The sequence below is a fragment of the Kitasatospora sp. NPDC057198 genome, assembly GCF_042670125.1.
Lineage (GTDB): Bacteria > Actinomycetota > Actinomycetes > Streptomycetales > Streptomycetaceae > Kitasatospora.
Genome location: NZ_JBHUWH010000197.1, coordinates 1 through 13,450, shown reverse-complemented (window position 1 = coordinate 13,450; position 13,450 = coordinate 1). Strand labels below are relative to the sequence as shown.

Below are 13,450 nucleotides of genomic sequence, written 5' to 3'. Positions count from 1 at the left end.
TTTAAGAGACCGCCCGTCCGGAGCGGCTGCGCTCCTGTCGGGGTGCCGGCCGACGGCCCCGGTCCGCTCCGGCGGGCCGGGGCCGGCGCTTTGCCAAAGCTTCACCGATTGATATTTGACAGGGTGAACCATCTCCCGACATGGTTACTTCAGTTCATGCACTATCGCCTGTCTGAAGCAACCTGTCGGAGGAGTCCCCGTGAGTGAGGCACCACAGCCCGCCCCCACGGCCGCCAAGCCCACCAGCGCCCGGGTCCTGCCCGCCCTGATCCTGGCCATGCTGGCGTTCAGCGTGGTGCAGACCGCGGTCGTCCCGATCCTGCCCGGCCTGGCCCGCGAGCTGAACGTCTCGGGCTCCAGCATCACCTGGCTGATGACCGCCAACCTGCTCTCCGCCGCGGTCCTCACCCCGCTGCTGGGCCGCTTCGGCGACCTGCGCGGACGCAAGCCCGTGCTGCTGGTCTCGCTGGCCGGCCTGGTGCTCGGCTCCGCCCTCGCGGTGGGCACCCACTCCTTCACCTGGCTGGTGGTGGCCCGGGTGCTGCAGGGCGCGGGCGGCGGCGTGCTGCCGCTGGCGATCAGCATCGTCCGCGACGAACTGCCCCGGCACAAGGTCACCGGCGGCGTCGCCGCGATCTCCGCCTCGATGGGCGTCGGCTCCGGCCTCGGCCTGGTCGCCACCGGCCTGCTGCTGGAGCACTGGAGCTACAAGTCGATCTTCTGGATGGGCCTGGTCTTCGGCCTGATCGCCGTCGCACTGGTGGTCCTGCGGGTGCCCTCCGACCCGGTCACCGACCAGGAGGGCGGCGCCGACCCGCTCGGCGCGCTCACCCTGGCCGGCTGGCTCTCCGCCCTGCTGATCGCCGTCAGCCAGGGCAACCACTGGGGCTGGACGTCCACCCGCACCCTCGGCCTGCTCGCCGTCGCCGCCGTGATCGCCCTGCTCTGGCTGCTCGTCGAGTCCAAGGTCGCCCACCCGCTGGTCGACCTGTCGATGATGGCCCGCCCCGCCGTCGCCTTCACCAACCTCTCCGGCCTGCTGATCGGCTTCGGCATGTACGGCTCGTTCATGGTGATCAGCAACTTCGCGCAGACCCCGGAGCGGCTCGCCCACTACGGCTTCACCGCCACCGTCCTGCACGCCGGCATCATGCTGCTGCCCTCCGCGATCGGCTCGATGGTCGCCGCCCCGCTCGGCGCCCTGCTGATCGCCCGCCGCGGCCCCCGCCTCCCGCTGGTCCTCGGCGGCCTGCTCGGCGCCGTCTCGATGGCCTACCTGGCGCTGCGCCACGGCGCCGAGTTCGACCTCTACTTCTCCTCCGCGGTCTTCGGCCTCGGCGTCGGCCTCGCCTACGCCGCGATGCCCGCCTACATCAACGGCGCCGTCCCCGCCGAGCAGTCCGGCATCGCCAACGGCATGAACGCCGTGCTGCGCACCGTCGGCGGCGCGATCGGCACCGCGGTGATGAGCGCGATCCTCACCGGCAACACCCTCAAGCTGCCGATCCCCGTCCAGCTGCCCACCGAGAGCGCCTACCATTAAGCCTTCTGGGTGGCCGGCGCAATGTGCCTGGTCGCCGCCGCCGTCCCGTTCGCCATCCGCGCCGCCCGGCCCGCCTCCGCCCTCCCCGCCGAGCAGGCCGCCCCGACCCTCACCAAGACCGACGCCTGACCGGGCGTCCCCCTCGCGTCCTGGACACGCGCGAGCAACCACGGGTCCCCCGCGCCAAGGGCATCGGCGCGGGGGACCCGTGCCGTACGCCCGCTCCGGAACCCCGCCCCCGCCGTGCCCCGCCGCAGCGTTCACCCCGTCCCCTACCCCGCCGGGGGCCTGAGCGGGAGCGCCCCCGAAGCCTCCAACTCCGCGTCCCCCACCGCGAACGTCCGCACCCGGCCCACCCCCGAGTACGGCGTCTCGAAGCGCACCGTCACCCGCCCGACCCCGCTGCCCTGCACCCAGCCGGGCCCGAACTCGCGGTGCGTCACGTCCTGTCCGGGCCACCAGCGGCGGGCCGCCGGATCGGCCTCCACCACCTCCGCCACCGCCTCCTCGACCACCGCCGCCGTGCCCGACTCCCGTTCCTCCCGCTCCAGTTGGGCGAACAGGTCCTCCTGGGTGTAGTCCGCGAGCTGGGTCACGCCCACGCCCAGCAGCCGCACCCCGCCCGTCACGTCGACCTGCGCGGCCAGGCGGCGCGCCGTCGCCGTGACCACCTCCTCGTCGTCCGTCGGCCCGCGCAGCGTCTCGGAGCGGGTCAGCGTCGAGAAGTCGAACCGGCGGACCTTGAGCACCACCGTCCGCCCGGAGCGCCCGGCCGCCCGCAGCCGGCGCACGCACCGCGCGGCGAGCTGTTCGATCTCGTGCAGGATGCGGTCCCGGTCGGCGAGGTCGACCTCGAAGGTGTCCTCCACCGACACCGACTTGGCGTCCCGGTCCGGCACCACCGGCCGCTCGTCCCAGCCGAGCGCCATCTGGAACACGCCCGCGCCGTGCGCCCTGCCGAGCAGCCCGACCAGCTCCCCGAACCCGGCCTCCGCCAGGTCCGCCACCGTGGTCAACCCGGCCCGGCGCAGCGCCTGTTCGGTGGCGGGGCCGATCCCGGGCAGCGCGCGCACCGGCATCGGGGCGAGCACCGCCCGCTCGGAGCCGGGCTCGATCAGCACCAGACCGTCGGGCTTGGCCCGCTCGGAGGCGATCTTGGCCATCAGCTTGGAGCCGGCCACGCCGACGGATGCGGTCAGCCCGGTGCGCTCCACGATGTCCGCCCGCAGGTCCTCGGCCAGCGCCAGCACCAGCTGCGCGCCCTCGGCCGGTGTCGTCGCGGCGGCCAGCGCCGGCCCGTACGGCCCGGCCTCCAGGTCGACGAACGCCTCGTCCAGGCTGAGCGGCTCGACCAGCGGGGAGCGCTCCCGCAGCAGGGCCATCACGATCTCGCTGTTGGCCCGGTACGCGTCGAACCGGCCGGTCAGGAACGCCGCGTTCGGGCACAGCCGGCGGGCCTGCGCCATCGGCATCGCCGAGTGCACGCCGAACTTCCGGGCCTCGTAGGAGGCGGTGGAGACCACACCGCGCCCGCCGAGGCCGCCGACGATGACGGGCTTGCCGCGCAGGCTCGGCTTGGACGCCTGCTCCACCGCGGCGAAGAAGGCGTCCATGTCGAGGTGGATGATGCTCGGCACGGTCCGCACCGCTCGATCATCCCGCGCGGCACTGACACTCCCGCCGCCCGCCCGCCCGCGTCCGCCGGCTACCCGTCCCCGTCCGCCCCCGCCTGTGCGTCCGCGAGCGCCCGCGCCACCCCGTCCTCGCGCGGCCCCAGCAGCGTCGGGTCCGGCCGCAGCAGCACGTTCGCCGCCGCCTTCACCGCACTGCCGACCTCCCGCGCCTCGCCGTACTTCCAGGTGGTGTCGTGCCGCTCCTCCACCCCGACCGCGTACGCGTCGATCCCGGCGGCCTCGCACAGCGCCAGCGCCCGCCGGACGTGGAAGGTCTGGCTGACCAGCAGCGCCCGGTCCACGCCGAAGATCCGGTGCGCCCGGCTGCACGAGTCCCAGGTGTCGAAGCCCGCGTAGTCGCCCACCACCCGCACCGCGGGCACCCCGCGCCCGATCAGGTAGGCGCGCATCGCGTCGGTCTCGTCGTACTGGACGGTGCCGTTGTCGCCGGTGACCAGGATCGCCCGCACCTTGTGCGCCCGGTACAGCTCCAGCGCCGCGTCCAGCCGGTGCGCCAGGTACGGGGAGGGCTCGCCGTCCATCAGCCCGGCGCCGAACACCACCGCGACGGGCGCACCGGGCGCGCTCGCCACCGTGCCGACCCGCGCGGACCCGGCCAGGTGCAGCCAGGCACTCGGCGCCAGGCCCAGCGCGGTGCACAGCACCGCGGCCTGGAACCACCGGCGCTGTCGCCGCCGGTCCGCCGGCCGCACCGCCAGCCACCCGGCCCGGACCCGCCTCCCCGCGCACCTCAAGATCGTCGACATACCGGCCAGGACGACCGGGCCCGCCCGCCGGTTCCCCGGCCGGGCCCGCTCAGACTGCGCGGTTGCGGCGCTGCGCCAGTTCGTCACCCGGGTCGTGGCCCACCAGCGTCTCGCCGGTGTCGGTGCGCTCGCCGTGCAGCCGCCCCAGCGTGCTCTCCAGCTCCTGCCAGACCGCGCCGACCGCGATGCCGAACACGCCCTGCCCGCCGTTCAGCAGGTCGACCACCTGCTGCGGCGAGGTGCACTCGTAGACCGTCGCGCCGTCGCACATCAGGGTCAGCCCGGTCAGCCCGGCCTGGTCGGCGGACTGCAGGTGGGTGACGGCCACCCGGATGTTCTGCAGCGACACGCCCGCGTCCAGCAGCCGCTTGACGATTTTCAGCAGCAGAATGTCCCGGAAGCTGTACAGCCGCTGCGCCCCGGCCGGGTACGCGGAGCGCACCGAGGGCTCCAGCAGCCCGGTGCGCGCCCAGTAGTCGAGCTGCCGGTAGGTGATGCCGGCCGCGGCGCAGGCCGTCGGCCCGCGGTAGCCGACCAGCGCGGACGTGGGGGCGAGCCGTTCGATCGCGGGCTGCCCGGGTTGGACGGCGGGGAAGCGGCCGAGCCTCGGCAGTTCCTCGGCCTCGGGTTCGGGCCGCCAGGGCCGCCCGATCAGGGCACGGCCGGCCCGCGGCACGTGCACCGCGCACAGCGCCCCGGAACGCGTCTCGTCGCCGGTGCCGCTCATCGCCAACCTCCGTCCATTCCGCCCAAGGCCCCACGGGACCCGCAGGAGCCCCACCGGGCCCCGGGCTGCGGGTGGCCCGTCCGGCGGGCCATCACCTGACGGTAGGCAGTCGCCCAAGCACCGTCAACGATCGCCACGCCGGGGGCTTCCACAAACTTCACCCCATCGAGTGGTTATTCGTGCCCCATGCGTGGGTAGCCGAAGTGATTTCCGGCCCAACCGAGTTGCGACCCGCCGCCGACCGGGCTAGCGCGCGGACCACCGCCCGGTCACAGCGGGCCACCGGCCGCACCCGGCCCCGGACGGCGCCGGAACGGGCCGGACGGCGTAGGGAACGGGCCGGACGGCGTAGGGAACGGGCCGGAACTACTGCGGGCCGCCGCCGAAGTCCTCCGGCGAGACCTGGTCCAGGAACTCCCGGAACTTCTCGACCTCGTCCTCCTGCTCGTCCGGGATCGAGATGCCGGCCTCCGCCAGCACCTCCTCGCTCCCGTAGATCGGCGTACCGGTGCGCAGCGCCAGCGCTATCGCGTCCGAGGGGCGCGCGCTCACCTCGACACCACCGGTGAACACCAGCTCCGCGTAGAACACCCCGTCCCGCAGGTCGTTGATCCGCACCTCGGTCAGCTGCTGCCCGAGCGCACCGAGCACGTCCTTGAACAGGTCGTGCGTCAACGGCCGCACCGGAGTCATGCCCTGCTGGGCGAAGGCGATCGCGGTGGCCTCGCCCGGCCCGATCCAGATCGGCAGGTAGCGGTCACCGCCGACCTCCCGCAGCAGCACGATCGGCTGGTTTGAGGGCATCTCCACCCGGACACCCACGACGTCGAGCTCATTCACACCAGCAACCCTATGGCGCGCGCCCCCGATAGGAAAGCGCAGCAGGCAGCGGCCACCGCGATCCGGACCCGCCGCCCGCCCCGCCACCGGCCGCTCAGGACCGGGCCCGCAGCCCCGCCTGCACCATCGCCGCGTGCAACCGCACCGACAGGGTGGCCAGTTCCCGCGCCGTCGCCTCCGCGTGCGCCCGGGTCTGCGGGTTGCGGTGCCGCCGCAGCGGCGCCACCACCTGCTCCACCAGCGCCACCTCGCGCTCGGCCGCCGCCTTCATCGCCCGCAGGTGCCGCGGCTCCAGGCCGAACCGGCCCAACTCCGCCACCAGGCGCGCGATCTGCAGCGCCTCCCCGTCGTACCCGCCGTCCGGGCCCGGCTGCACCAGGCCGTACGCCTCCCACTCGACGAGCTCGCGCTCCTGCGCCTCGGCCGCCGCGATCAGCTCGGCCCGGCCCAGCCGCACCCCGCCCGCCACCGCGGCCGCGGCCGCCAGCTCCCGGTCCGCCTCCTCCAGCGGCCCCGGACGGGCCTCCGCGCCGGGCAGCGCGGGCGGCTGCTCGCCGCGCTCGATCGCGTCCAGGTGCTCGCGGATCACCCGCAGCGGCAGGTAGTGGTCGCGCTGCATCCGCAGCACGTACGCCAGGCGCTCCACGTCCGCCGCCGAGAACTTCCGGTAGCCGGACGGGGTGCGCTGCGGCTCGACCAGGCCCTCCGCCTCCAGGAAGCGGATCTTGGAGATCGTCACCTCCGGGAAGTCGTCCCGCAGGAAGGCCAGCACCGCGCCGATCGACAGCAGCTCGTCACCCCGCCGGCGCGCCTCGCCCGTGCGGCGCGAGGCCGGCACGGGCGAGGACCCGAGGGACGGGGTAGGAATCTGTGGGGTCACTCGGGCTCCAAACGGAGAAGTGGTCAGTACCCCCGGTGGTGGCTGGCGAAGAACACCAGCCGGTACTTCCCGATCTGCACCTCGTCGCCGTTGCTGAGCAGCACCTCGTCGATCCGCTCCCGGTTCACGTAGGTGCCGTTCAGGCTGCCCACGTCCGCGACCGAGAAGCCGCCGTCGTGCTGCCGACGGAACTCCACGTGCCGACGCGACACCGTCACGTCGTCCAGGAAGATGTCACCCTGCGGGTGCCGCCCCGCCGTGGTCACGTCCGAGTCCAGCAGGAACCGGCTGCCCGAGTTCGGGCCGCGCTGCACGATCAGCAGCGCCGAGCCCGGCGGCAGCGCGTCGATCGCCGCCATCACCTCGGCCGACAGCGCCGGCGTGGCGCCCGTCGAGGTCGCCGTCGGGTCGTACGACTCGATGCCGGAGATCGAGATGGTCGAGGTGGTCTCCACCGCGCCCTCCGGGAAGCCGCCGCCACGCAGCTGAGTCCCGCAGTTCGAGCAGAAACGGGCCTGCGCCGGGTTCTGGTTCCCGCACCGCGGGCACGGGCTGGTGCCAGCCATGTTCACAGCCTCCTGGCGCGGCACACCCGACTGGACGTGCCCGGCATAGGGGTCCGGGGCAAACCCTCCACCGGAGGTTGAGGGTCCTGCCGGGAAACCTATGCGCGGCCCGCCCGACGAATCAACCGACGCGCCGTGTCCCGCGTCGAACTGCCCGGTCTGGATGCCCGCGCCCTGGGTCACGTCGTCCCGGTACATCGGACGCTGCCCCTCCGGCGCCGGACGCATCGACGGCACCCCGGCGTCCTCCTGCCGGTAGCGCGCGGTCGGCGCCTCGGCCGCCTTCTTGTTGCGACCGAAAAGCTTCGAGAAAAAACTCACGGGCGAATCCCCTTGCGTGTGACAGAACCGCCCGCGGGGCAGGGTTCAAGGCTCGGTGTGGCGGTGGGACCGGCATCGGACCGGAGACTGACGGGTGGTAGGACCCAGTGTCGCCGACCCGCCGCGGAAACCCACCACCGGGGGTTGCCCGCAGCTGACGAACCGTACGGAGCGCGCCCCGTCACTTCGTCGCCGGCTTGCCGTACTGCAGCGGCTTCGGCGCGGCCAACGCGTCCACCAGCACCTTCTGCTGCTGAACGATGGTGGCCTGCGCCTGGTGGTTCTCCAGGCTGCGCACCACCCCACCGGGGATGTTCAGCGCCGGAGTCAGATCCTGCGGGTTGCCCACCACGGTGAAGCGGAACGGCTGCGAGACGCTCTTCCCGTCGATCCGCACGCCACCGCCCGACGAGTTGTCGGTGAAGTAGGTGCCGGCCACCACCCGCACGTCGTTGATCTGAATCGCCTCCGCCCCCGCAGCTCGGAGTTCCTGCAGGGTGTCCAGCAGCATATCCGCCTTCACCTGCCCTTGGGGATCATCGATCGTCAACACGATCCCCGGGCCGGTCGCCTTCTCCGTGCCGGCCAGCACGCCCAGCTCGGCCGCCTTCTTCCGGGTCTGCTCCTGGGCCTCCTTGGCCTGGTTGGAGGAGTTCTCCAACTGGGCCAGGGACTGCTCCAGCTGCGTCTTCTCCGACTGGAGGCGCTGCTGCTTGCCGTCCAGCTCGTCGAGGATCCGCACCAGGTCCTCCTGCCGGGCCCCGCGCAGCTCGCTGTGGTCGTTCGTCGAGCGCACCTGGATCGCCAGCGCCAGCCCCAGCGCGAACAGCAGCAGCGCCACCACCAGCTGGCCCCGCGACACCCGCGGCGGCCACATCGCCGCCTTCAGCCGGCTCCGCCCGTCCGACGGCAGCCGCACCGGCTCCCGCGGCACGGCCGTCGTCCCCGCCGCGGGCCGCTCCTCCGCGTCCGCCTCCGCCTCCGCGCCCGGGTCCTTCCCCCCGTCCCCGGGCGTGTCCTCCGCGGCCTCCCCCGTCCCGGCACCGGACTCGGACTCGGGCTCGGACTCGGCCCGGGGCTCGGCGGCGGCGGCAGCGGCAGCGGCAGCGGCAGCGGTCGGCAGCTCCTCGGGCCGCTCCCCCTCCTCCCGGCCTGCCCGCTCCTGCGGCTCCTTCTCCTCGCTCACAGCCGCTCCCTAAGCCCTGAACACGTGCCGACGGATCGCCGCCGCGTTCGAGAAGATCCGGATGCCCAGCACCACCACCACGCCGGTGGACAGCTGCGACCCCACGCCCAACTGGTCGCCCAGGAACACGATCAGCGCCGCCACCACGACGTTCGACAGGAACGACACCACGAAGACCTTGTCGTCGAAGATCCCGTCCAGCATCGCCCGCACGCCGCCGAACACCGCGTCCAGCGCCGCCACCACCGCGATCGGCAGGTACGGCACCACCGCGTTCGGCACCTCGGGCTGCACGAACACGCCGACGACCACGCCGATCACCAGACCCAGTACGGCAATCACGGTGTAGCAGCTCCTGTTCCGGTGGATGTGGAAGTGGAAGGGGTGGTGGGCTTCGCGCCCGACCGCGCGGACTTCGACGGCGCCCCGCTCCTCGCCGCGCCCGGCGAACCGGACGGCGACGGCGGCGGGCTCGACTCGCCGGACGCCTCCGCGGACGGCTCGGCGGACGGCTCCGGCCCGGCCACCCTGAGCGTCACGCCCAGCGCGGCCGGCAGCGTCAGCGACTTCTGCGTCGACAGCGTCGAGCGGATCCCGTAGCTGTCCTCGATGATCTTCAGGTAGCGGCCGCCCTCGTTGTCCTGGAACGCCTGGGCCAGCCGCGGCCCGTCCCCGATCGCCAGCACCGTGTACGGCGGCACCAGCGGCCGGTTGTCGACCAGGATCGCGTCACCGGCCGCCCGGATCGCCGACAGCGCGGTCAGCCGCTGCCCGTTCACGGACACCGCCTCCGCGCCGGCCAGCCACAGGCCGTTCACCGCGTACTGCAGGTCGTGGTCCTTGACCCGGCCGTTCTTGCCGTAGCCGGCGCCGTTGCGCGGATCGCTGACGTTGCCGCCCGAACCGCTGCCGGACGCGTCGTCGATCACCAGCTTGACGCCCGGCCCGGTGATCCCGCCCGTGCCGGTCTGCGCCGCCAGCGCCGCCACCCCGCCGTCGTCCCCGGTCTGCAGCGCCGCGTCCTGGGCCTGCTCGACCTTGTCGCGGTCCTCCTCGACCTGCCGCTGGAGGGCGTCCGCCGCCGCGTTGGCCTCGTTGACCCGGGTGACCAGGGCGTCCCGCTCCTTCGCCAGGACGGGCGCCGCCGCGTGCGTGTTCACCGCCCCGACCGTCACCACGACCGTCGCCAGCGCCAGCCCCAGGGCCAGCACCAGCCGGCCCCTGGCCGTCGTCGGCAGCCGCGAGCTGCCCTCCGCCCCGCGCGCCCGGGCCGCCTCCGCGTACCCGTCGTCGAGCGAGTGCTCCATGACCGTGGTCAGCAGGGACATCGAGGCGTCCGGACGGCGGAAGCGCCCCTCCGGATCACTCGGCGTCGGCGTTGCTGGCATGCGGGCCATCGTTTCACGACCACGCGGTGCCCCACGACCAGCTTCCCGCCCCGCAGGACGGTTTCGGCACAGGATCGTGACAAACCCGGGTGGGGGCGGGCCCGCCGGGCCCGCCCCCACCTCACTTCCCCCGCACTACCTCCCGGCGCCGTCCACGACCGCGGCCCACTCGTCGAGCAGCCGCTCGGTCGCCTCGTCGTCCGGGCCCTCGGCCCACAGGTGGGTGACGGCCTCGGCCGGGTCCGGCAGGACCAGCGTCCACCGGCCGTCCGGCTCGACCACCCGCACGCCGTCCGTGGTGTCCAGCTTCCGGTTCCCGGCCGCCTCCACCACCGAGCGCATCACCATGCCCTTGGCGGCCCACGGCGTCGCGATGTCCCGCTTCTGGATGTGCGCCTGCGGGATCCGCGCGTCGATCTGGCTCAGCGTCAGCTGCGTCCGCGCCACCAGGCCGACCAGCCGCACGAACGCCGCCGCCCCGTCCAGCACCCCGGAGAACTCGGGCACCACGAAACCGCCGCGCCCGTCCCCGCCGAAGACCGTGCCGTCCGCCGCCGCGGCCTTCGCCAGGTCGTCCGGCGAGGTCGTCGTCCAGATCACCTGGGTGCCGTGGTACGCCGCCACCTGCTCGGCGATCCGCGTCGTCGTCACCGGCAGCGCCACCTGCCCGGAACGGCGCTCGGCCGCCACCAGGTCCAGCAGCACCAGCAGCGCCCGGTCGTCCTGGATCACCCGACCCAGCTCGTCCACGAAGGACACCCGTTCACCCACCGGGTCGAACCGCACGCCGAACGCGGCCTGCGAGGACGCCACCAGCTCGCCCAGCCTGGCCAGCGCCGCCCTCCGCTCGTCCGAGCCCTCGGTCGGCTTCGACTCGTCCAGGCCGCCGGCCACCGTCAGCGTCTCCACCCCGAGCCGCCCCAGGATGCTCGGCAGCACCAGCCCGGCACTGCCGTGCGCCGCGTCCACCACGACCTTCAGCCCGGCCTCCCGCACCCCCGAGGTGTCCACCGCCCGCAACAGGTTCGTCGCGTACGAGTCGAACACGCTCGCCGGGTGCAGCAGGTCGCCGATCTCGCCCGGGAACGCCCGCCGGAACTCCTGCCGCGCGTACACCCGGTCCAGCTTCCGCTGCCCGGCCTGCGACAGGTCCGCCCCGCGCTCGTCGAAGAACAGGATGTCCAGCGAGTCCGGCACCCCCGGCGTGGTCCGCAGGAAGATCCCGCCCGCGCTCCCCCGCGCCGTCGCCTGCCGCGCCACCGGCATCGGCACGTTCTCCAGGTCCCGGACGTCGATCGCACTGGTCTGCAGCGCCGAGATCATCGCCCGCTTCAACGCCCGCGCACCGCGCGAGTGGTCACGCGCGATGGTGACCGTCGCGCCCTTCTTCAACGTGGTCGCGTACGCCCCCGCCAGCCGCACGGCCAGCTCCGGCGTGATCTCCACGTTCAGGATGCCCGACACGCCCCGCACCCCGAACAGGTGCTCCTGGCCGCGGGACTCCCAGATCACCGAGGTGTTGACGAACGCGCCGGCCTCGATCGTCTTGAACGGGTAGACCTTGACGTTGCCCGCGACGATCGACTCCTCGCCGATCAGGCACTCGTCACCGATCACCGCCCCCTCGTCGATCCGCGCGGCCCGCATCACGTCGGTGTTCTTCCCGACCACGCATCCGCGCAGGTTGCTCTGCGGCCCCACGTACACGTTGTCGTGCACCACGGCCTTGTGCAGGAACGCCCCGCGCTTCACGACCACGTTCGACCCCAGCACGGTGTGCTCGCGCAGCTCCACGCCGGCCTCGACCTTGGCGTAGTCGCCGATGTACAGCGGCCCCCGCAGCACTGCCTCCGGGTCCACCTCCGCGCCCTCGGCCACCCACACGCCCGGCGAGATCTCGAACCCGTCCAGCTCGACCTGGACCTTCCCCTCCAGGACGTCCGCCTGGGCCTTCAGGTAGCTCTCGTGCGTGCCCACGTCCTCCCAGTAGCCCTCGGCGACGTAGCCGAAGACCGGCTTGCCCTCCTTGAGCAACTGCGGGAACACGTCGCTCGACCAGTCGACCGACTCCCCGGCCGCCACGTAGTCGAAGACCTCCGGCTCCATCACGTAGATGCCGGTGTTCACGGTGTCCGAGAACACCTGCCCCCAGGTCGGCTTCTCGAGGAAGCGCTCGACCTTCCCCTCCTCGTCCGTAATGGTGATACCGAATTCCAACGGGTTCGGCACCCGGGTCAGGCACACCGTCACCAGTGCGCCCTTCTCCCGGTGAAAGGCAATCAGGTCGGAAAGGTCGAAGTCCGTCAGCGCGTCGCCGGAGATCACCAGAAACGAATCGTCCCGCAGCGCGTCCTCGGCGTTCTTCACGCTGCCCGCCGTACCCAGCGGTGTTTCCTCGTTGGCATAGGTGAGGTGCATACCGAGTTCCTCACCGTCACCGAAGTAGTTCTTCACCAGCGAGGCCAAGAACTGCACGGTCACCACGGTGTCGTTGAGGCCGTGTCGCCTCAGCAGCCGCAGCACGTGCTCCATGATCGGCCGATTGGCCACCGGCAGCAGCGGCTTGGGCATGCTGGAAGTCATGGGGCGGAGTCGAGTGCCCTCCCCGCCCGCCATCACAACGGCTTTCATTACGGGTGCGTCCTCCTTCGCGGTGGTGAACCCCTGCGGGTCCATCAAACCGGTCCGACGCATCCCTACCCGGAAGAAAACGTCCGACTCACCGTGGAGGCCGTGTAAAACATCTCAGGCCGATCTCAAACGGCAGCCGGACGCTCCGCCTGGAGGATCTGCCGGGCCTGCACCGCATACAGGGCACCGGCCCACCAGTACAGCGTCGTCCCCCACCAGATGAACGCCCAACTCACCACTCCCGCAACCTGGTGCACCCACCCCGTGCCCACTCCCAGCAGCAGAAGCGGAAACGCGTACATCAGATTGAACGTGGCCGCCTTCCCCAGGAAACTCACGTTCAACGGCCCGTAACCCGCCCGGTTGAGCCGCAACAGCACCACCCCGACGAACGCCTCCCGCGCCACCAACAGCGCCGTCAGCCACCACGGCAGAATCTCCCGCCAGGTCAACCCCACCAGCGTCGAGACGATGTACAACCGGTCCGCCGCCGGGTCCAGCAACTGCCCCAGCCGGCTGATCTGCCCCCACCGCCGGGCCAGCTTCCCGTCCAGGTAGTCACTGACCCCGCTCAACATCAGAACGACGATCGCCCACCCGTCGTTCTTCGGCCCCCCGAAGACCGGCCACAGCACCAACCACAGGAAGATCGGCACGCCCACCAGCCGAGCCATGCTCAGCAAATTCGGGATCGTGAGGACCCGGTCGGTCTGAACGCGCGTCTCCTGGACCTCCACTGTGCGGAGCCTCCTGTACTAACCACCGACATGTGCGGGACTGACCCTACAACAAGAAAGCCCCCTGACTTCCCGTCAGGGGGCTTTCTCCGAAGAATTGTTCGGCGGCGTCCTACTCTCCCACAGGGTCCCCCCTGCAGTACCATCGGCGCTGTGAGGCTTAGCTTCCGGGTTCGGAATGTAACCGGGCG

The 13,450-nt window shown here is 72.4% G+C and carries 12 protein-coding genes and 1 rRNA gene; 1 reads left to right on the top strand and 12 read right to left on the bottom strand.

What is annotated here, in order from left to right:
- Positions 1 to 199: 199 nt before the first annotated feature.
- A complete protein-coding gene (locus ACFUEL_RS21890; RefSeq protein ID WP_380238193.1) occupies positions 200 to 1,543 on the top strand; it encodes an MFS transporter in 1,344 nt (447 codons plus the stop codon).
- A gap of 272 nt (positions 1,544 to 1,815) precedes the next feature.
- On the opposite strand, the gene ACFUEL_RS21885 is transcribed toward ACFUEL_RS21890, so the two are convergent.
- The 12 genes from ACFUEL_RS21885 to rrf all read right to left on the bottom strand — a co-directional run.
- Complete coding sequence (locus ACFUEL_RS21885) at positions 1,816 to 3,189, bottom strand: DNA polymerase IV (RefSeq protein WP_380238192.1); 1,374 nt, start codon at positions 3,187 to 3,189, stop codon at positions 1,816 to 1,818.
- A gap of 59 nt (positions 3,190 to 3,248) precedes the next feature.
- Entirely contained in the window at positions 3,249 to 3,983 is a 735-nt protein-coding gene (locus ACFUEL_RS21880) for a vancomycin high temperature exclusion protein (RefSeq protein WP_380238191.1), read from the bottom strand.
- Positions 3,984 to 4,032: 49 nt separating this feature from the next.
- Entirely contained in the window at positions 4,033 to 4,710 is a 678-nt protein-coding gene (locus tag ACFUEL_RS21875; protein WP_380238190.1) for a MerR family transcriptional regulator, read from the bottom strand.
- Between the two features lie 366 nt (positions 4,711 to 5,076).
- Positions 5,077 to 5,550 carry a bifunctional nuclease family protein gene (locus ACFUEL_RS21870; protein ID WP_380238189.1) on the bottom strand — a complete coding sequence of 158 codons (474 nt, stop codon included), beginning with the start codon at positions 5,548 to 5,550 and terminating at the stop codon, positions 5,077 to 5,079.
- Between the two features lie 94 nt (positions 5,551 to 5,644).
- A complete protein-coding gene (locus ACFUEL_RS21865) occupies positions 5,645 to 6,388 on the bottom strand; it encodes a MerR family transcriptional regulator (protein WP_380238188.1) in 744 nt (247 codons plus the stop codon).
- Between the two features lie 65 nt (positions 6,389 to 6,453).
- Positions 6,454 to 7,317, bottom strand: coding sequence for an FHA domain-containing protein (locus ACFUEL_RS21860; RefSeq protein ID WP_380238187.1), 864 nt, complete (start codon positions 7,315 to 7,317; stop codon positions 6,454 to 6,456).
- 181 nt (positions 7,318 to 7,498) lie between these two features.
- On the bottom strand, positions 7,499 to 8,503 hold the full coding sequence (locus ACFUEL_RS21855) for a DUF881 domain-containing protein (protein ID WP_380238185.1): 1,005 nt from the start codon (positions 8,501 to 8,503) through the stop codon (positions 7,499 to 7,501).
- A gap of 9 nt (positions 8,504 to 8,512) precedes the next feature.
- Positions 8,513 to 8,845, bottom strand: coding sequence for a small basic family protein (locus ACFUEL_RS21850; RefSeq protein ID WP_043908904.1), 333 nt, complete (start codon positions 8,843 to 8,845; stop codon positions 8,513 to 8,515).
- Positions 8,842 to 9,891, bottom strand: a complete 1,050-nt coding sequence (locus tag ACFUEL_RS21845; protein ID WP_380238184.1) for a DUF881 domain-containing protein — start codon at positions 9,889 to 9,891, stop codon at positions 8,842 to 8,844. Before ACFUEL_RS21845 ends, ACFUEL_RS21850 begins: the two co-directional genes overlap by 4 nt.
- Positions 9,892 to 10,026: 135 nt before the next feature.
- Positions 10,027 to 12,522 (bottom strand): sugar phosphate nucleotidyltransferase, encoded by a 2,496-nt coding sequence (locus ACFUEL_RS21840; RefSeq protein ID WP_380238182.1) that lies wholly within the window; start codon positions 12,520 to 12,522, stop codon positions 10,027 to 10,029.
- Between the two features lie 125 nt (positions 12,523 to 12,647).
- Positions 12,648 to 13,259 (bottom strand): CDP-alcohol phosphatidyltransferase family protein, encoded by a 612-nt coding sequence (locus ACFUEL_RS21835; protein ID WP_380238180.1) that lies wholly within the window; start codon positions 13,257 to 13,259, stop codon positions 12,648 to 12,650.
- Between the two features lie 99 nt (positions 13,260 to 13,358).
- Positions 13,359 to 13,450 (bottom strand): 5S ribosomal RNA (gene rrf, locus ACFUEL_RS21830); the annotation flags it as partial.